At 51.7% G+C, this 17,206-nt stretch carries 20 protein-coding genes; 13 read left to right on the forward strand and 7 right to left on the reverse strand.

Annotation, left to right across the window (positions count from 1 at the left end; all coding sequences use genetic code 11):
• Both cysC and NG42_RS13595 read left to right on the forward strand, forming a co-directional pair.
• The coding region (gene cysC / locus NG42_RS23135) for an adenylyl-sulfate kinase (RefSeq protein WP_072133748.1) at window positions 1-605 on the forward strand (605 nt) is incomplete at its 5' end.
• A gap of 126 nt (window positions 606-731) precedes the next feature.
• Window positions 732-1,052 carry a DUF3561 family protein gene (locus NG42_RS13595; RefSeq protein ID WP_052900004.1) on the forward strand — a complete coding sequence of 107 codons (321 nt, stop codon included), beginning with the start codon at window positions 732-734 and terminating at the stop codon, window positions 1,050-1,052.
• A 68-nt stretch (window positions 1,053-1,120) separates the two neighbouring features.
• On the opposite strand, the gene NG42_RS13600 is transcribed toward NG42_RS13595, so the two are convergent.
• Genes NG42_RS13600 through NG42_RS13610 form a run of 3 tightly spaced genes read right to left on the reverse strand, consistent with a single transcriptional unit; the run spans window position 1,121 to window position 3,407 of the window.
• The gene (locus NG42_RS13600; RefSeq protein ID WP_052900005.1) at window positions 1,121-1,843 is read right to left on the reverse strand and encodes an amino acid ABC transporter ATP-binding protein; all 723 of its coding nucleotides are present in this window, start codon (window positions 1,841-1,843) and stop codon (window positions 1,121-1,123) included.
• Window positions 1,830-2,594, reverse strand: a complete 765-nt coding sequence (locus NG42_RS13605) for an amino acid ABC transporter permease (RefSeq protein ID WP_052900006.1) — start codon at window positions 2,592-2,594, stop codon at window positions 1,830-1,832. Before NG42_RS13605 ends, NG42_RS13600 begins: the two co-directional genes overlap by 14 nt.
• A gap of 51 nt (window positions 2,595-2,645) precedes the next feature.
• A complete protein-coding gene (locus NG42_RS13610; protein WP_052900007.1) occupies window positions 2,646-3,407 on the reverse strand; it encodes a basic amino acid ABC transporter substrate-binding protein in 762 nt (253 codons plus the stop codon).
• A gap of 193 nt (window positions 3,408-3,600) precedes the next feature.
• Between NG42_RS13610 and ftsB the strand changes: the two genes are divergently transcribed.
• The 8 genes from ftsB (at window position 3,601) to rpoS (ending at window position 9,815) form a co-directional block, all read left to right on the forward strand.
• Window positions 3,601-3,912 carry a cell division protein FtsB gene (gene ftsB / locus NG42_RS13615; protein WP_052900008.1) on the forward strand — a complete coding sequence of 104 codons (312 nt, stop codon included), beginning with the start codon at window positions 3,601-3,603 and terminating at the stop codon, window positions 3,910-3,912.
• A gap of 9 nt (window positions 3,913-3,921) precedes the next feature.
• Entirely contained in the window at window positions 3,922-4,629 is a 708-nt protein-coding gene (ispD, locus tag NG42_RS13620; RefSeq protein ID WP_052900009.1) for a 2-C-methyl-D-erythritol 4-phosphate cytidylyltransferase, read from the forward strand.
• A 12-nt stretch (window positions 4,630-4,641) separates the two neighbouring features.
• Window positions 4,642-5,121, forward strand: coding sequence for a 2-C-methyl-D-erythritol 2,4-cyclodiphosphate synthase (ispF, locus tag NG42_RS13625; RefSeq protein ID WP_052900010.1), 480 nt, complete (start codon window positions 4,642-4,644; stop codon window positions 5,119-5,121).
• On the forward strand, window positions 5,121-6,170 hold the full coding sequence (gene truD, locus NG42_RS13630; RefSeq protein WP_052900011.1) for a tRNA pseudouridine(13) synthase TruD: 1,050 nt from the start codon (window positions 5,121-5,123) through the stop codon (window positions 6,168-6,170). The genes ispF and truD overlap by 1 nt, the downstream gene beginning before the upstream one ends.
• On the forward strand, window positions 6,151-6,912 hold the full coding sequence (surE, locus tag NG42_RS13635; RefSeq protein WP_052900012.1) for a 5'/3'-nucleotidase SurE: 762 nt from the start codon (window positions 6,151-6,153) through the stop codon (window positions 6,910-6,912). Before truD ends, surE begins: the two co-directional genes overlap by 20 nt.
• Complete coding sequence (locus tag NG42_RS13640; protein ID WP_052900013.1) at window positions 6,906-7,532, forward strand: protein-L-isoaspartate(D-aspartate) O-methyltransferase; 627 nt, start codon at window positions 6,906-6,908, stop codon at window positions 7,530-7,532. The genes surE and NG42_RS13640 overlap by 7 nt, the downstream gene beginning before the upstream one ends.
• 183 nt (window positions 7,533-7,715) lie before the next feature.
• Complete coding sequence (nlpD, locus tag NG42_RS13645; protein WP_052900014.1) at window positions 7,716-8,765, forward strand: murein hydrolase activator NlpD; 1,050 nt, start codon at window positions 7,716-7,718, stop codon at window positions 8,763-8,765.
• A 57-nt stretch (window positions 8,766-8,822) separates the two neighbouring features.
• Window positions 8,823-9,815 carry an RNA polymerase sigma factor RpoS gene (gene rpoS / locus NG42_RS13650; RefSeq protein WP_052900015.1) on the forward strand — a complete coding sequence of 331 codons (993 nt, stop codon included), beginning with the start codon at window positions 8,823-8,825 and terminating at the stop codon, window positions 9,813-9,815.
• A gap of 85 nt (window positions 9,816-9,900) precedes the next feature.
• Here rpoS and mutS read toward each other — a convergent pair whose 3' ends face one another.
• Entirely contained in the window at window positions 9,901-12,456 is a 2,556-nt protein-coding gene (mutS, locus tag NG42_RS13655) for a DNA mismatch repair protein MutS (RefSeq protein WP_052900016.1), read from the reverse strand.
• 443 nt (window positions 12,457-12,899) lie between these two features.
• The gene (locus tag NG42_RS13660) at window positions 12,900-14,051 is read right to left on the reverse strand and encodes a porin (RefSeq protein ID WP_052900017.1); all 1,152 of its coding nucleotides are present in this window, start codon (window positions 14,049-14,051) and stop codon (window positions 12,900-12,902) included.
• A gap of 197 nt (window positions 14,052-14,248) precedes the next feature.
• Here NG42_RS13660 and NG42_RS13665 point away from each other — a divergent pair, with 197 nt between their 5' ends.
• Entirely contained in the window at window positions 14,249-14,809 is a 561-nt protein-coding gene (locus NG42_RS13665) for an RBBP9/YdeN family alpha/beta hydrolase (RefSeq protein ID WP_052900060.1), read from the forward strand.
• A 31-nt stretch (window positions 14,810-14,840) separates the two neighbouring features.
• Here NG42_RS13665 and NG42_RS13670 read toward each other — a convergent pair whose 3' ends face one another.
• Both NG42_RS13670 and NG42_RS22695 read right to left on the reverse strand, forming a co-directional pair.
• On the reverse strand, window positions 14,841-15,230 hold the full coding sequence (locus NG42_RS13670; RefSeq protein ID WP_053115843.1) for a helix-turn-helix domain-containing protein: 390 nt from the start codon (window positions 15,228-15,230) through the stop codon (window positions 14,841-14,843).
• Window positions 15,231-15,460: 230 nt separating this feature from the next.
• Window positions 15,461-15,829 carry a hypothetical protein gene (locus tag NG42_RS22695; RefSeq protein WP_156322127.1) on the reverse strand — a complete coding sequence of 123 codons (369 nt, stop codon included), beginning with the start codon at window positions 15,827-15,829 and terminating at the stop codon, window positions 15,461-15,463.
• A gap of 44 nt (window positions 15,830-15,873) precedes the next feature.
• On the opposite strand from NG42_RS22695, the gene NG42_RS13675 reads away from it, so the two are divergent.
• Together NG42_RS13675 and NG42_RS13680 are read left to right on the forward strand one after the other, a co-directional pair.
• Window positions 15,874-16,419 carry a fimbrial protein gene (locus tag NG42_RS13675; protein WP_052900018.1) on the forward strand — a complete coding sequence of 182 codons (546 nt, stop codon included), beginning with the start codon at window positions 15,874-15,876 and terminating at the stop codon, window positions 16,417-16,419.
• Window positions 16,420-16,509: 90 nt separating this feature from the next.
• Window positions 16,510-17,196 carry a fimbrial biogenesis chaperone gene (locus NG42_RS13680; protein WP_053115844.1) on the forward strand — a complete coding sequence of 229 codons (687 nt, stop codon included), beginning with the start codon at window positions 16,510-16,512 and terminating at the stop codon, window positions 17,194-17,196.
• The last annotated feature ends 10 nt before the right edge of the window (window positions 17,197-17,206 follow it).

Below are 17,206 nucleotides of genomic sequence, written 5' to 3' on the forward strand. Positions count from 1 at the left end.
CTGCCACACATGATGAAAACGTCATCTGGCATTCGCACGCGGTAACGCGTGCGGAACGGGAGACGCTGAACGGTCATCAGGGCGTGGTGTTGTGGTTTACCGGGCTTTCGGGCTCGGGTAAATCAACGGTGGCCGGAGCGCTGGAGCAGGCGCTGCACCAGCAGGGCGTCAGCACCTATCTGCTGGACGGTGACAATGTGCGTCATGGACTGTGCAGCGATTTAGGCTTCAGCGATGACGATCGCAAAGAGAATATCCGTCGGGTCGGTGAAGTGGCAAAACTGATGGTGGATGCCGGTCTGGTGGTCCTGACAGCGTTTATCTCTCCGCATCGCGCCGAGCGTCAGATGGTGCGTGATGCGCTTGGTGAAGGGCGCTTTATTGAAGTGTTCGTTGATACGCCATTAGCCATCTGCGAAGCGCGCGATCCGAAGGGATTGTACAAAAAGGCCCGCGCCGGTGAACTGCGCAACTTCACCGGTATTGATGCGGCTTACGAGTCGCCGCAGCAGGCAGAAATCCATCTTGATGGTGAACAATTGGTAACAAAATTGATAGCGCAATTGTTAGACGTGCTGCGTGGTCGCGATATTATCAAGTCCTGAGATAGCTACGGCTAATCCGTCATTTTTCAGGTTGCAGGTCGGTTGGTTCGCCAACTGTCTGCGGCCCGAATAAATAAGGATTATTAACGCCAGAGAGCGAGCCGACAACGCGTCAACAGGATACTTATGCAGAACGTTACCCCCATGCTTGCTCGTAAAGATGAAGGTGATCAGGAAGAGCACGGCTGGTCATTCCCCGGTGGGGTCATTGGCTTTGTTGCTTACTGGTTCGCGCTGGCGATTCCCTTTGTGCTTTACGGCTCCAACACGCTGTTTTTCTTCCTCTACACCTGGCCTTTCTTTCTTGCTCTGCTGCCGGTTTCGGTTCTGGTGGGTATTGCGATGAATTTGCTTCTGCGCGGGCGTTTAATCTGGACGCTAATCCTTACTGCACTGCTGGTGGTATGTCTGTTCTGGCTGGTGTTTTCGTATCTGACCGGCTGGTGAGTGCGATCAATTTTGTAAGGGCGACGTTCTCGCCGCCCCTGTGATGACCCGTATTCGCCGTTACAGCGTTACAAAACTTTGCTGAGAAATGATGCGGTACGTGGGTTAACTGGCGCGCTGAACAGCTGCTCGGGATGACCCATTTCCTGAATCACGCCCTGATCGATAAACATCACCCGATCGGCCACTTCGCGGGCAAAGGCCATTTCATGGGTGACAATCACCATCGTCATCCCTTCCTGCGCCAGCGTTTTCATTACCGCCAGCACTTCACCGACCAGCTCAGGATCGAGTGCCGACGTCGGTTCATCAAACAGCATGATCTTTGGCTCCATCGCCAGCGCCCGCGCAATCGCCACGCGCTGTTGCTGGCCGCCGGACAAGCTGTTTGGCCAGGCGTCAATCTTGTCGCTCAGTCCGACTTTTGCCAGCAGCACTTTCGCCTGCTCGATAGCCGCCTTGCGCGACAGCTTGCGCAGCTCCATCGGGGCCATAATCAGATTTTCCAGCACCGTCATATGCGGGAACAGATTAAAGCGCTGAAACACCATGCCGACCGATTCGCGCAGCTGGTTAATATTGGTTTTGACATCATGCACCGCAAAGCCGTTGACCTCAACGCTGCCGCCTTCAATGCTTTCCAGCCCGTTCAGACAGCGCAGAAACGTACTTTTGCCGGAGCCTGATGGGCCAATAACGCATACCACTTCCTGCGGATTAATGTCGCAGCTGATGCCACGCAGTACGAGGTTTTCACCAAACTGTTTCTGCAAATTATTAACGTGAATCACTTTTGCCGAACCTCTTTTCCATATGTTGAACCAGCAGCGAAAGCAGGAAGGTGAATACCCAGTAAATCAGTGAAATCACCAGGTAGGGTTCCCAGTAAGTCGCATAGGCACCGGAAACGGTACGCGCGGCGTAGGCCAGATCGGCGAGGCCGATGGCGGAAGCCAGCGAGGAGTCTTTCACAATCGCAATGGCATTATTGCCCAGCGGCGGCAGCATGCGGCGGAACGCCTGCGGCAAAATCACTTTGCGCATGGTGCGACCATACGGCATACCGAGTGAACGGGACGCTTCCATCTGACCGCGGTCAATTGACTGGATACCGGCACGGAAAATCTCTGACACATAGGCACCGGCATTCAGCGTAATCGCCACAATGCAGGAGAGAAACGCGCCGTAATCAGAACGCAGAGTACGCGCCACGTCAGATGACATCAGCCCGCTGGTCACCAGCAAGCCGTCGCGTGGATTGATAAACAGTGGAATTAGCGCGAAGTGCACCACCATAATCTGCACAAACAGCGGCGTACCGCGAAAGGCGCTGATGTAGATGCGTACCGGCCACTGAACGAAATAGCGCAGAATAAATTTCCACGGGCCATGCGGAGCCTGCGCCAGTCGGCCTAAGCCGAGGGTCAGACCCCAGAGCGTACCGGTGATCACACAGATCAGCGTACATTTCAGGGTCATCATCGCGCCGTCGATAAACAGCGGCATATATTCCTGAATGATTTCCCAACGAAATCCTGTCATACCACAATCCTGTAAAGAGAATTCGCCGCACGCGGCGGCGAAAAAGAGAGGTTATTCTGCGGGCAGTACTGGTACGTTGCTGTCGAACCAGGCGCTGTAAATTTTGGCGTAAGTGCCATCGGCCACGATAGTTTTCAGACCAGCGTTAATTTTTTCACGCAGTGCATCGTTACCTTTGGCTACCGCAATACCGAAGTACTGGCGTTCAAATTTGGCGTCAGGCACCAGCTTAAACTGCTTTTCCGGGTGGGTTTTGATGTAGTACTTCACCACACCGACGTCGCCGACTGCGGCACCGATACCGTCTTCAAACAGCTCTTGCAGCAGCAGCGGAGTGTTATCAAAGCGTTTGATTGCGGTGCTGTTTTTGCCTAATACGTCGGAAACCACGATATCGCCGGTGCTGGAGTTCACCACGCCGACTTTTTCATTTTTCAACGCCGCCAGTGAGTCGATTTTTGAATCTTTTGGCACCACGATGGACTGTTCTGCCGGGAAGTAAGGCGCGGAGAAGTCCACCATCTGTTTACGTTTATCGGTGATGGTAATGCCGGAAATAATAATGTCGCGATCGCCGGAACCGAGAGTGGCGAAAATGCCTTCCCATGGCGTGTTGATCAGCTTAACCTCAGCATTTTGCGCTTTGGCCACCGCTTTAATAATATCGATATCAAAGCCTTCCAGCTGTTTTTGACTATTCTCAAACTCGAAAGGACGATAAGTACCACCTGAACCCACCACCCAGGTTTCCGCCTGAGCGGCAGAGGTCAGCAGCGCCAGCAGGGTGCCGATTAGAGCAAATCTTTTTAACATGTGTTCCCCCGGTAATATAAATGTTCTTACTTATGCATTTTAAGTGCATAAAAATACATTTTCATTAGCGGTCAGGCAAGCGCTGTTTGCAGTACTTTTGGGCGCTGCTCTGATAAAGCAGTTCAATTTCGCCTGTGTAGTGGAGTCGGGCGAGAAGTTATGGGATGATTGAGCCGTTTTTCAGGGGGCGGGGATGGGTAAACTTACGCTGTTGTTACTTGTACTATTAGGCTGGCTGCAATATTCGCTCTGGCTGGGCAAGAACGGCATTCATGATTATACGCGCGTCAATGAAGACGTCGCGGTGCAGCAGGCGAATAACGCCAAACTAAAAGCGCGTAACGATCAGCTCTTTGCCGAAATCGACGATTTGAACGGCGGTTCGGAAGCGATTGAAGAACGCGCACGTAGCGAGCTGGGAATGATTAAACCCGGCGAGACTTTCTATCGCCTTGTGCCGGATCAAAACAGACGAAACGCGCAACAGGCTGCTCAAAACCAATAACGATAAATAATGACCAACATTGCAGGTTCCTTTCCGGACGTTATCGCCGTGGTTCCCGCGGCCGGTATCGGCAGCCGCATGCTGTCTGAGTGTCCCAAGCAGTATCTGACCATTGGCACGCAAACCATCCTTGAACACAGTATTGCCAGCTTGCTGGCACATCCGGCAGTCACGCGTGTGATTGTGGCGCTGAGTCCTGAGGATGTGCAGTTTCAGCAACTGGCGATTGCCGGGGATGCGCGCATTACTACGGTCACCGGAGGCTACCAACGTGCCGATTCGGTTCTGGCCGGACTTAACGCTGCCGGTCGCACCGAATGGGTGTTAGTGCATGATGCCGCACGACCTTGTCTGCATGCAGACGATCTGGCGCGCCTTTTGGCGATTGCGCCCCGCAGCCGCGTCGGGGGTATTCTTGCCGCGCCAGTGCGTGACACCATGAAACGCGCGGAGCCGGGCAACGCGGCGATTGCCCACACCGTCGATCGCGAGGCGTTATGGCATGCGCTGACGCCACAATTTTTCCCGCTTGAACTCCTGCGCAGTTGTTTGCTGCGCGCGCTCAATGAAGGCGCAACCATCACCGATGAAGCGTCGGCGCTGGAGTATTGCGGCTATCATCCTGAGCTGGTGGTCGGGCGTAGCGATAATATAAAAGTCACGCGGCCAGAAGATCTGGCGCTGGCCGCGTTCTATCTGACTCAATTAAATAATTAAGGAGAGCGCAAAATGCGTATCGGTCACGGTTTTGATGTCCATGCTTTTGGTGGCGAAGGCCCGCTGATTATGGGTGGCGTGCGAATTCCTTACGATCAAGGTTTGCTGGCGCATTCTGACGGCGATGTGGTGTTGCATGCGCTGACGGATGCGTTACTCGGCGCCGCGGCGTTGGGGGATATTGGCAAACTGTTTCCTGATACCGATCCGGCGTTTAAAGGCGCGGACAGCCGCGAGCTGCTGCGCGAGGCATGGAATAAAATTCAGCAAAAAGGCTATCGACTCGGTAATGTGGATGTGACCATTATTGCTCAGGCACCCAAAATGCTGCCGCATATTCCACAGATGCGTATCCATATCGCGGAAGATCTGGGCATCCATATGGATGACGTCAACGTCAAAGCCACCACCACCGAAAAGCTTGGTTTTACCGGGCGCGGTGAAGGCATCGCCTGTGAAGCGGTGGCGCTGCTTGTGAAGGCGCAGTCTTAATGGATATGTTGAATCTGAGCCGGTTGCACGGTAAACCAGCAGCACGCGGTAAGCTGAAAGCCAACCCCGAAGATTTTGTGGTGATCGAAGATCTGGGATATACCCCGGATGGCGACGGCGAGCAGCTGCTGGTGCGCCTGCGCAAAACCGGCTGTAATACCCGCTTTGTTGCCGAAGCGCTGGCTAAATTTGCCGGTATTCATCCCCGTGACGTCAGCTTTGCCGGGATGAAAGATCGCCATGCGGTAACCGAACAGTGGTTCTGCCTGCGTCTGCCAGGTAAAGAGACGCCAGTGATGAGCACCTTCCAGCTGGAAGGCTGTGAAGTTCTGGAAAGCGCGCGCCATCGTCGCAAACTGCGAACGGGCGCGTTACAAGGCAATGCTTTTAAACTGATTCTGCGTCAGGTAAGCGATCGCGATGCGGTCGAACAGCGGCTGGAGCAGATTCGTCAGGCGGGTGTACCAAACTATTTTGGCCTGCAACGCTTTGGCCATGAAGGTAACAACCTGACGCTGGCGCGGCGCTGGGCGGCGGATGAAATTCGCGTGCGTGAGCGCAATAAGCGCAGTTTCTTGTTGTCAGCGGCGCGCAGTGCCATGTTTAATCAGGTTGTCAGTGAGCGCCTGGTGCAGCAGCAATCATTGTGTAAAGTGATGGCAGGTGATGCGTTACAGCTCACCGGCCGCGGCAGCTGGTTTGTCGCTGAAGAGACGGAATTTGAGACGTTGCAGCAACGCGTTGATAATAATGAATTGCGTATTACCGCGCCGCTGCCGGGCAGTGGCGAATGGGGAAGCCGTGATGCAGCACTGGCATTTGAACAACAGTGCCTGGCAGCAGAGGCAGAATTGATTACACTGCTTGAGCGTGAACGTGTTGAAGCGGCACGTCGTGCGATGTTAGTTATCCCGCGCGAGCTACGCTGGAACTGGTGGGATGATGTTACGGTAGAGCTGAATTTCTGGCTGCCGGCCGGTAGCTTTGCCACCAGCGTAGTGCGTGAAATCCTCGAACAAGAAGGTGACGATGCGGATATTGCTGAGTAACGATGATGGTATTCATGCGCCGGGCATTCAGGCTTTAGCCAAAGCTCTGCGTGAATTTGCTGACGTGCAGATTGTCGCGCCCGATCGTAACCGGAGCGGCGCATCAAACTCACTGACGCTGGAAACACCATTACGCACTTTTCCTTACCCCAACGGTGATATTGCCGTGCAGATGGGCACGCCAACCGACTGCGTCTATCTGGGCGTTAATGCCCTGATGCAGCCGAAGCCGGATATTGTGGTGTCAGGCATCAACGCCGGGCCTAATCTGGGCGATGACGTGATCTATTCCGGTACCGTTGCGGCGGCAATGGAAGGGCGACATCTCGGTTTACCGGCACTGGCGGTATCGCTGGATGGTCATCAGCATTACGACACTGCCGCGGCGATTACCTGTTCAATTCTGCGCGCATTGCAGCGTGAACCGCTGCGCACCGGGCGCATTCTGAATATTAACGTGCCGGATCTGCCGCTCGATCAGATTAAAGGAATTCGCGTGACACGCTGTGGTAGCCGTCACCCCTCCGATCAAGTGATTCCGCAGCAGGATCCGCGCGGCAATACGCTGTACTGGATCGGCCCGCCTGGCGATAAGTTTGATGCCGGCCCGGATACCGATTTTGCTGCGGTCGATGCAGGTTATGTTTCGGTCACCGCGCTGCACGTCGATTTAACTGCGCACGGCGCGCAGGATGTGCTCTCCAGCTGGTTAACCAAAGCCGGAGTTAATAAGGAATGGTGAGCAAGCGTATTGATACGTTGCTGACGCAATTGCGTCAGCAGGGCATTGACGATGAGCGTTTGCTAAAGGCAATTGAAGAGGTGCCGCGTGAGCGTTTTGTCGATGAGGCTTTTGAACATAAAGCCTGGGAAAACGTGGCGTTACCGATTGGCTCAGGCCAGACCATTTCGCAGCCTTATACGGTAGCGAAAATGACCGCGCTGCTTGAGCTGACACCGACCTCGCGGGTACTGGAGATCGGCACCGGTTCAGGGTATCAGACCGCTATCCTCGCGCATCTGGTCGAGCATGTCTGTTCGGTCGAACGGATTAAAGGTTTGCAATGGCAGGCCAAACGGCGGCTTAAGCAGCTTGATTTACATAATGTTTCCACCCGCCACGGTGATGGCTGGCAAGGCTGGCCGTCACGCGGACCATTTGATGCGATTATTGTCACTGCCGCGCCGCCGGAAATTCCGCCAGAACTGCTGGCGCAACTCGACGAAGGCGGCATTATGGTGTTGCCGGTGGGGGAAGAGCAGCAAGCGCTAAAGCGCATTCGACGTAAAGGCGGGGAGTTTATTGTCGATACTGTCGAGGCGGTGCGTTTTGTTCCACTGGTTAAGGGCGATTTGGCATAAAGTTATGCGTCAGCCACCCTTCTCAGTATTTATACACAACTGCGTAATGGCACGGTGGTGTTGATATTGTTAGTATCCATTGTTATCTACCAGTTTGTAGATGCCGGGCAAACGCCACGCGTTGCGTGAGCCACCCGGTTTTAAGCCAATAATTGGTCACAGTTTTGCCGTCACGGGGGATAAATGAGCACGGGAAGCCCAGTTTTTAAATTAAGCCGTATTGCGGCCGTTTCACTTGTTGGTTTTTGGTTGGCAGGTTGCTCTAACGACTCAACACAGGCCCCTATCAGCTCCGTAGGCAGTAACTCCGGTATGAGCAGCCAGCCTGCCAGCCGTGGTGGCATGATATCGGGAAGCGCGCCAGCCACCCCGATGGCCTCATCCGGCGCCAATGTGCAGACGCAGAATGGTCGTATCGTCTATAACCGCGCTTACGGGAATATTCCCAAAGGTAGCTATAGCGGCGACACCTACACGGTCAAACGTGGCGATACGCTGTTCTATATTGCCTGGATTACCGGCAACGATTTCCGTGATTTAGCCCAGCGCAACAATGTGCCTGAACCTTACAGCCTTAACGTTGGCCAGACCTTGCAGGTCGGTAACGGCTCCGGTTCACCGATTACTGGCGGCAATGCCATTACGGTTGCCGATGCAACGCAGGGCGGCGTGCAGACGCCACCAAGCGCAACGCAAATTAAAGCGCCAACGGTTGCACAGCAACCCGTTATTACGTATTCTGAGGATTCTGGTAAATCAAGTGGAGGCAAAATGTTGCCTTCGTCGGGAACAACTGTTGCAACGACAACAGCCCCGGTTACCGCTCCGACAGTCAGTAGCACCTCCAATAGTTCCACTCCGGTTGGAACATGGCGCTGGCCTACTGATGGTAAGATCATCGACAACTTCTCTGCTTCCGAAGGTGGCAATAAAGGGGTCGATATTGCGGGGTCGCGCGGACAGCCTGTTGTGTCCACTGCCTCAGGGCGTGTGGTGTACGCAGGTAATGCTCTTCGCGGTTACGGTAATCTGATAATCATCAAACATAATGATGATTACCTGAGTGCTTACGCGCACAACGACACAATGCTGGTCCGTGAACAACAAGAAGTGAAAGCGGGACAGAAGATTGCGACGATGGGCAGCACAGGTACCAGTTCAGTTAGATTGCATTTTGAAATTCGTTACAAGGGGAAATCCGTCAACCCGTTGCGTTATTTACCGCAGCGATAAACCGGCAGAACCCTGAAGATTGGTGTTCTGCCCTGGAATCACGGGTAGGAGCCGCTTATGAGCCAGAATACGCTGAAAGTTAACGAGTTACACGAAGACGCGGAATTCGACGAGAACGGAGCTGAGATTTTTGACGAGAAGGCTCTTGTCGGAAACGAACCTGGTGATAATGACTTAGCTGAAGAAGAGTTGATGTCGCAGGGTGCGACACAGAGAGTCCTGGATGCGACGCAGCTCTATTTAGGAGAGATTGGATATTCTCCGCTTTTAACGGCAGAGGAAGAAGTTTTCTTCGCTCGCCGTGCACTACGCGGTGACGTACCGTCTCGTCGCCGCATGATTGAAAGTAACTTACGTCTGGTGGTGAAGATTGCCCGTCGTTACAGCAATCGTGGTCTGGCGCTGCTGGATCTGATTGAAGAGGGTAACCTCGGTCTGATCCGCGCCGTTGAGAAGTTTGACCCGGAAAGAGGGTTCCGTTTCTCAACTTACGCCACCTGGTGGATTCGACAGACGATTGAACGGGCGATCATGAATCAAACCCGTACCATCCGTCTGCCGATTCACATTGTAAAAGAACTGAATGTTTATCTGCGTACAGCACGTGAACTTTCTCACAAGCTTGACCATGAGCCGAGTGCGGAAGAGATTGCTGAACAGCTCGATAAACCTGTTGATGATGTCAGCCGTATGCTGCGTCTCAACGAACGCATTACTTCAGTCGATACACCGTTAGGCGGTGACTCTGAAAAAGCGCTGCTGGATATTCTGGCCGATGAGAAAGACAACGGTCCGGAAGACACCACGCAAGACGATGATATGAAACAAAGCATCGTTAAATGGCTGTTCGAACTGAACGCCAAGCAGCGTGAAGTACTGGCTCGTCGTTTCGGCCTGTTGGGCTATGAAGCGGCAACGCTTGAAGATGTGGGTCGTGAAATTGGACTGACCCGCGAACGTGTACGTCAGATTCAGGTTGAAGGTCTGCGTCGTCTGCGTGAAATTTTGCAGACACAAGGGCTGAACATTGAAGCGTTGTTTCGTGAGTAAAACAGGCAGGCTTTAATCCACGATGAGTAAATGCGAAAAGCGGTGGTTAATCCCACCGCTTTTTTATTGCCTGAATAAAACCTGGTCACACCAGAGATTTGAGTCGATAAATCCATTCCAGTGCCTGGCGTGGCGACAGAGAATCTGGATCCAGCGCCTCCAGCGCTTCAACTGCCGGTGAGGTCTCTTCCACCAACAGCGGCAACTGCGGGCCATCGGCACTGGATACTGACGCACTGCCTGATAACGTTTCCAGCTCCTTCAGCTTCTGACGCGCGCGTTTAATCACATCTTTCGGTACCCCAGCCAGTGCCGCTACCGCCAGACCATAACTTTTGCTGGCCGCGCCTTCCTGCACACTGTGCATAAAGGCGATGGTATCGCCGTGCTCAATCGCATCCAGATGGACGTTAACCACCCCTTCCATTTTCTCCGGCAGGGTAGTCAGTTCGAAATAGTGAGTGGCAAACAGCGTCATCGCTTTAATGCGATTGGCAAGGCTTTCAGCACAGGCCCAGGCCAGCGAAAGCCCATCGTAAGTTGAAGTGCCGCGACCAATTTCGTCCATTAACACCAGGCTGTATTCAGTGGCGTTATGCAGAATATTGGCGGTCTCAGTCATCTCCACCATAAAGGTGGATCGACCCGATGCCAGATCGTCAGCCGCACCGACACGGGTAAAAATACGATCGATAGGGCCAATGGTTGCCTGCTCCGCCGGTACAAAGCTGCCGATATATGCCATCAGCGCAATCAACGCGGTCTGACGCATATAGGTACTTTTACCTCCCATATTCGGGCCGGTAATGACCAGCATCCGGCGCTGCGGTGACAGGGCAAGGGGGTTGGCAATAAATGGCTCTTTTAATACCTGTTCGACTACCGGATGACGGCCAGCAGTAAGTTTAATCCCGGTTTTATCACTCAGGGTCGGGCGGCTGTAATTCAGTGTCCAGGCGCGCTCAGCAAGGTTGGCTAAGACGTCGAGTTCGGCCAGCGCCGCCGCGCTGAGCTGTAGCGCTTCCAGATGCGGCAGCAGCAACTCGAACAACTCTTCATATAACCTTTTTTCCAGCGCCAGTGCTTTCCCTTTAGAGGTCAGCACTTTATCTTCGTACTCTTTCAGTTCAGGGATAATGTAGCGTTCGGCATTTTTCAGCGTCTGGCGGCGAACGTAATTGATCGGCACCAGATGGCTCTGTCCACGGCTGACCTGAATATAGTAACCATGCACGGCGTTAAATCCGACTTTCAGCGTATCCAGCCCGAGTTTTTCCCGTTCACGAATTTCCAGTCGATCGAGGTAATCGGTGGCGCCATCGGCCAGCGCTCGCCACTCATCCAGCTCAGCATTATAGCCGGGTGCAATCACACCACCGTCGCGTACCAGCACCGGTGGTGATTCGATAATTGCGTGTTCCAGCAGGTCACGCAGCTCGTCAAACTCACCCATCTGCTCGCGGAGCGTCTGCAGATGTTTTACTTTGCTGGTTTCCAGTAACGCGCGTAAATCAGGAAGCTGCTGAAAAGCGTGGCGCATGCGCGCCAAATCGCGTGGACGGGCGGTACGCAAAGCCAGACGAGCCAGAATTCGCTCTAAATCTCCCACCTGACGTAATGACGGTTGCAGCTCTGAACCGCTTTCCAGCAGCGCTTCAATACTTTCCTGACGGTTATTGATCACTGCCGCATCGCGTACCGGCATATGCAGCCAGCGTTTAAGCATGCGGCTGCCCATTGGCGTTACGGTACGATCCAGCACTGAAGCCAGCGTATTTTCAATGCCACCGGCGAGGTTTTGTGTGATCTCGAGGTTACGTCGGGTCGCGGCATCCATAATGATACCGTCTTGCTGGCGTTCCATGGTCAGCGAACGAATATGCGGTAGCGAGGTACGTTGCGTATCTTTCACATATTGCAGTAAACAACCTGCCGCACGTAGCGCCATATGCGCCTGCTCAACACCAAAGCCACTGAGATCGCGGGTACCAAACTGCATGTTCAGCTGCTGACGCGCGGTATCCGGCTCAAATTCCCACAGTGGGCGGCGGCGCATGCCACGACGATTGTCGATCAGCTCCATCGCAGCAAAATCTTCCGGGTAGAGCAGTTCGGCCGGATTAGTGCGTTGTAACTCTGCTGCCATGGTCTCTTTATCGGTCGGTTCAGCCAGACGGAAACGGCCTGAACTGATATCGAGAGTGGCATAACCAAAACCGCGCGAACCTTGCCAGATTGCGGCCAGCAGATTGTCCTGGCGCTCCTGTAACAAAGCTTCATCACTGATGGTACCTGGCGTGACGATGCGTACCACTTTACGCTCCACCGGCCCTTTACTTAACGCCGGATCGCCAACCTGTTCGCAAATGGCGACTGACTCACCCAGTTGAACCAGCTTGGCCAGATAGTTTTCCACCGCATGATAAGGCACACCCGCCATTGGAATCGGCTCACCTGCCGATGCACCGCGTTTGGTCAGAGAGATTTCCAGCAGCTGCGATGCACGTCTGGCATCGTCATAAAACAGCTCGTAGAAGTCACCCATACGGTAAAACAGTAAGATATCCGGATGATCGGCCTTCAGGCGCAGGTACTGCTGCATCATTGGGGTGTGGGCGTCGAGTTTGTCAGTACTGTTCATAAGTTTACCGCTTCCAGTCCATTGAAATTAAAGTTAATTGTGATTTCTTTGTCATCATTAGCAATCACAGTGTCCTGTCAAAAATTATTCAATTATACCGGTTGAGCAGTCATCATTCCGCTCAAGTAAATCAATCAGTTGGTCTATAAAGTGGAGCTTATCCGACAGGCAAAGCGGCTGGCAAATCTTTATCGTGCACAACGATCAATGATGAAGCCTGGAGGCAGAACCCGGCATCAGGCGCTAAAGCCTGGGTTCAGGCTACGCGCGCTATACTAGCCTGGGGAGCAATCGACTGTCACAGGTAAAAGCTGAAAGCATGCCGCAAAATTGAACTGTAAACAGTAAGGAGGAGACGAGTTAAAACCGGGGAAGAATAAAAAGCTCCCTGACGGCAGCTTTTTATCTTGTCTTGCCCCTCCTGACGAGGGGCCGCTAATTTATCAGAAGTCGTAGCGTACGCGCACCAGCGTCATATCACCGAGGTTGTCGGTGCTGGAGGTCAATACATGTTCGACATCAACGCGGAAGCCGTAATCAAACTGGACGGCGACACCCAGGCCATTATCAATACGCTGATAATCGCGGCCGTTGACGTACTCCAGACGATCGCCCATAAAGTAAGGCATAACGGATTTCACTGCATACTGACCGACTGGTACGGCATAACCGGCAAAGTACTCGATTCCCCAGGCATCGCCAGCGAAAGAGTTAGCCACATCAGCCTTTTTCGTCGTCAGGAAGTTATTATACCAACCGCCGCCGATGCTCAGTGTCCAGTTGTCTGGCTTCCAGCTCAGAGAAGTACCGACGATGTTCTGGTCGTACTTTTTGCTGTTACTGTCCGCAGGGTTACGCATCTCTGCACGGGTGTAGTTCCACGCAGTACCCCAGCTCAGATCCGGCGTCAGGTGATAATTCACACCCAGTGAACCACCGCCTTTACGCTTATAACGCAGGCCGTTGCCCGGCAGGTACTCATTGTCGCTGAACAGATAAGAGGCGTAGAGGTCGGCATCGCCAACACTGTTTTTATACTTCAGCATTTTGCGTGAACGGTAAGAGCCGTCGTAATCACCATTAATACCGTTACCTGATGCCTGGGCGATCATATCGTAATCCCAGATATCAGTTTTAGCGCCAACCACATCATAGTAAACGCTATTCTGTTGACCAAAGGTCAGCTGTCCCCAGGTATCACTTTTCAGGCCGGTATACAGCATACGGCGACTGGTATTGTTGGCACCGTCGGCGTGGTGATTATCCCAGTCAAACAGTGCCGGAACATTGACGCCTAACTCGTAGTAGCTGACCCAGCTAATATCATCAAACAGGTAGTAGTCAGCGGCGAAGCGGAAGCGAGTACCGCCGTCGAAGCCGTTACGCTTGTATGAGCCTTTATCACCGTCACCGGTCATATTGTTGAACTGTGCGCGGATGCTGCCGCCGACGGTAAAGTTCAGACGGCTGAGCGGATCGCCAGCCTGCGGATCTTGCTTTAATACCGTGATTTCAGCCTGGGCTGCGAAAGAGGTGCTGCCAACAACCAGGGCTAAACCTACTGCCTGGCTTAAAACGCGCAAATTCATTGCCATTATTATACCTGTTAAACATTGCCATAATTAATAACGCACGGGCGTTAATCTTTCAATTTAACGGGAAGGGGCCCCGCGGCGGCATTTTTATCATTATTGCGGTTAAATTAATTAACAAAAGACGTTATAACCATTTACGGACAGCACATAAATGGCGTATTAACTCAAATTAAAATTAACATGGAGAATTAATGAGCATGAAGGTGACTTTTATCATCGTGCCCGGCTATACCAATTCCGGGCCCGAGCACTGGCAGTCTCACATTGAAAGAAAGTATCAGCGGGTGCTGAGGGTGCAGCAGGATGACTGGTTTTCACCAAAAAGGGAGCCATGGATGCAACGATTAAATGAAACTATCGACAGTGTTGAGGGACCGGTATTCCTGATTGGTCACAGCTGCGGTGCTGTCACCATTAGCCAGTGGGCAGAAAAATATCACTGCGATCGCATCACTGGCGCTTTATTAGTCGCTCCAGCCGATGTGGATAGTCCTGATATCCCTGAGGATATTATTGTTCAGCGCCCGCTTGCTTTTCAGCCACTGCCTTTTCCCACCACGGTGGTTTGCAGTGATAACGATGAGTTTCTTTCGTACCGCAAAGCCCGACAACTTGCCGAAAGCTGGGGGGCGAGTTTAATCACGCTTCCGGGGGCGGGTCATCTGCACACCGCCGCAGGATTCGGGGAATGGCCTGATGGCGAAGCATTGATTAATCGCCTTTCCGGCCAGCAGCTTATTGCGCGTAGTGATGCGTAATTTTCGGTAGCGAACGGTAAAGACAGGCAGACTACACGTTATACCAGAGTTTACTGACATGGACGTTTTCTATCGAGTAACCCACCCCTTTGGTATAAACAATGAAATCAGCGGGGCAATTGAGGATGGCTATTTTACTTTTCAGGCTTTTAAACACCTGCCACATACGCTGACTGGACGAGCTCAGGTTGTTTTCATCCCAGACGTGCCTGAGTAAATCCTCTTTCTTGATGGTTTCGCCAAAACCGTTGCGCAGCAGATACTCTAACAGCAGTTTATTTGTCCCTTTCAGCTTAATCGAGGAGGTTTTTTTTTCCTCCAGCCGGATAAGACTGCCGCTATGACTGACAAAAATCATCGATATACCATTGTCAAAGATAATGTAGTAACCCAAAAATTGTTCAGACATGATATTGAACATATTATTACCTGGCTATAAATTCGAATCCTATCTATAAAAAGTTAACCGATATAATAACGGCATGGATTAATTAACCACTCTTTCAGGTGAACTTAATTAGAGCTGGGGCTTGGTGTTATTTAGTCTGGGTGACAGAGTATTGTCAATGAATTTTAATTAATTATTCCGGATGGCCGCCTGTAACAGATGAAGTCAGCAGGCGGGAAATCCTGGTATAAAGTCTTTGATGGTTATTTTAAGACTTCTCTTATTATTAAAGATGAAAAAAACCAAGGAAAAACTGATTTAACCAATTTTTGTATTATCTGAAATGTATTTTCTGGTCTTTTTTGCTGCAAAGGATATCTGTTCCTCTCTTTAAAGGTGAGTGGTAGGTGTTTAATCAGTTTTTTATGTTGTTTAGGCCGGGTTTGATCGCTTTTATGTTTAGTGCCGGTTGAGTTTTCCTGTTTCGCTGGCCTAGAATCCTTACCGGCATCGGATAGCCAAAATACAAAGCATGTAGGTTCGATTAACCCGCGCATTGTTGCAGTATGAATCCAGCAAAAATTCTTGCTTGAATTATCAGGAAAGGATTTCTGGTGGATGTCATTTTTCAATGGTATCTCTGCAACCGCGACTAAATAAAATACAAGGATGAATGATGAAAAAAGTATTTACTACTCTTGGGGCGCTAGCGGCATTAGTAATGGCTCAACAGGCTTTTGCAGCAGACGGCACAGTTAACTTCACTGGTAGCATTGTTAATGCGCCATGTAATGTCATTATTGGTGATCTTAACCAGACAGTGCAATTGGGGCAGGTACGCACGGCAAAATTCACGGCAGTCGGCAGTAAATCCGACCCACAGCCGTTTAGTATCAAGCTGGAGAATTGTGATATTAGCGGTACTGATCCACTGACTAAGGTGACTATACAGTTCGACGGTGACCCGGTGCCGGGGCCAGGAACAGGTAACAGTACCTTGTTCGGTGTTGGACTGGCGACCAGTGCGGCGAAAAACGTTGGGGTAGAAATTGCCGATTACAGAACTAACACCCGAATTAATAATGGTGTGCCAAGTGCTGTATTTGATCTTGCCCCTGGGCAAACAACATTACGCTTCATTTCCAGCTATGTATCCACCGCAGCTGCTGTTATTCCGGGTACCGGTAATGCTACAGCTCAGTTCAGCCTGGTCTATCAGTAACCCGTGATGGTTTATTAGATTATCACTTTCGGTAAGGCCGGGCGGAATGTCCTTCCCGGCCTGTATAATAATTATCTGATTGGATATATTATGAGTATCTGGCGCAGCTCATTGTTTCTGTTCTCATTTCTCTTTGCTTCTGCCACTCTGGCGAATGGTATTTCGGTGGGGGCAACGCGTGTAATTTATGATGCCAGAAGTAAAGAAGCATCAATGACAGTGCTAAATAATTACAGTGCTGCTTATTTAATCCAGTCCTGGGTTGAAGATGAGAAGGGGGGAAAGAGCGATTCCTTTATTGTGACTCCGCCGCTTTTTCGCCTTGATGGCAAAAAAGAGAATATGTTGCGTATTGTCCGAGTCAAAGAGGAGATGCCTGGCGATCGCGAGTCTGTTTACTGGCTTAGCATTAAAGCCATTCCCCCGGCACCGGAGAGCGACAAAAATACCCTGCAGCTGGCAATTAAAACGCGGATGAAACTATTCTATCGCCCAGAGGGTATTCCGGGTAAGCCTGAGGATGCTTATAGCAAGCTAATCTGGAAACTGAACGGTGACCAGTTACAGGTGATCAATGACAGTGCTTACGCAGTGGTGATTTCGCGGGTGACGGTTGATGGTGGGGAGATGGGGAAAGTCGACTTTGTCGCGGCTAAAGACACGTTAATTATACCGAATAGCAATAAAAAACTTATCAGGCGCGGGAGTGTTGTTAAATATGGCGTCATTAATGACTTTGGCGGGAATACGTCCGCTTATCAGGGCGTGGTTCAATAAAAATAAAAAA

Origin of the sequence: Winslowiella iniecta (assembly GCF_001267535.1) — a bacterium.
GTDB classification, from domain to species: Bacteria; Pseudomonadota; Gammaproteobacteria; order Enterobacterales; family Enterobacteriaceae; genus Erwinia; species Erwinia iniecta.

Coding starts and splice junctions, on each gene's coding strand:
- NG42_RS13680 (WP_053115844.1), top strand. CDS start 16,510: ATGAGTATCTGGCGCAGCTCATTGTTTCTGTTCTCATTTCTCTTTGCT.
- rpoS (WP_052900015.1), top strand. CDS start 8,823: ATGAGCCAGAATACGCTGAAAGTTAACGAGTTACACGAAGACGCGGAA.
- NG42_RS13660 (WP_052900017.1), bottom strand. CDS start 14,051: ATGGCAATGAATTTGCGCGTTTTAAGCCAGGCAGTAGGTTTAGCCCTG.
- ftsB (WP_052900008.1), top strand. CDS start 3,601: ATGGGTAAACTTACGCTGTTGTTACTTGTACTATTAGGCTGGCTGCAA.
- surE (WP_052900012.1), top strand. CDS start 6,151: ATGCGGATATTGCTGAGTAACGATGATGGTATTCATGCGCCGGGCATT.
- ispF (WP_052900010.1), top strand. CDS start 4,642: ATGCGTATCGGTCACGGTTTTGATGTCCATGCTTTTGGTGGCGAAGGC.
- NG42_RS13670 (WP_053115843.1), bottom strand. CDS start 15,230: ATGTTCAATATCATGTCTGAACAATTTTTGGGTTACTACATTATCTTT.
- NG42_RS13610 (WP_052900007.1), bottom strand. CDS start 3,407: ATGTTAAAAAGATTTGCTCTAATCGGCACCCTGCTGGCGCTGCTGACC.
- NG42_RS13675 (WP_052900018.1), top strand. CDS start 15,874: ATGAAAAAAGTATTTACTACTCTTGGGGCGCTAGCGGCATTAGTAATG.
- NG42_RS13595 (WP_052900004.1), top strand. CDS start 732: ATGCAGAACGTTACCCCCATGCTTGCTCGTAAAGATGAAGGTGATCAG.
- ispD (WP_052900009.1), top strand. CDS start 3,922: ATGACCAACATTGCAGGTTCCTTTCCGGACGTTATCGCCGTGGTTCCC.
- nlpD (WP_052900014.1), top strand. CDS start 7,716: ATGAGCACGGGAAGCCCAGTTTTTAAATTAAGCCGTATTGCGGCCGTT.
- mutS (WP_052900016.1), bottom strand. CDS start 12,456: ATGAACAGTACTGACAAACTCGACGCCCACACCCCAATGATGCAGCAG.
- truD (WP_052900011.1), top strand. CDS start 5,121: ATGGATATGTTGAATCTGAGCCGGTTGCACGGTAAACCAGCAGCACGC.
- NG42_RS13605 (WP_052900006.1), bottom strand. CDS start 2,594: ATGACAGGATTTCGTTGGGAAATCATTCAGGAATATATGCCGCTGTTT.
- NG42_RS13665 (WP_052900060.1), top strand. CDS start 14,249: ATGAAGGTGACTTTTATCATCGTGCCCGGCTATACCAATTCCGGGCCC.
- NG42_RS13640 (WP_052900013.1), top strand. CDS start 6,906: ATGGTGAGCAAGCGTATTGATACGTTGCTGACGCAATTGCGTCAGCAG.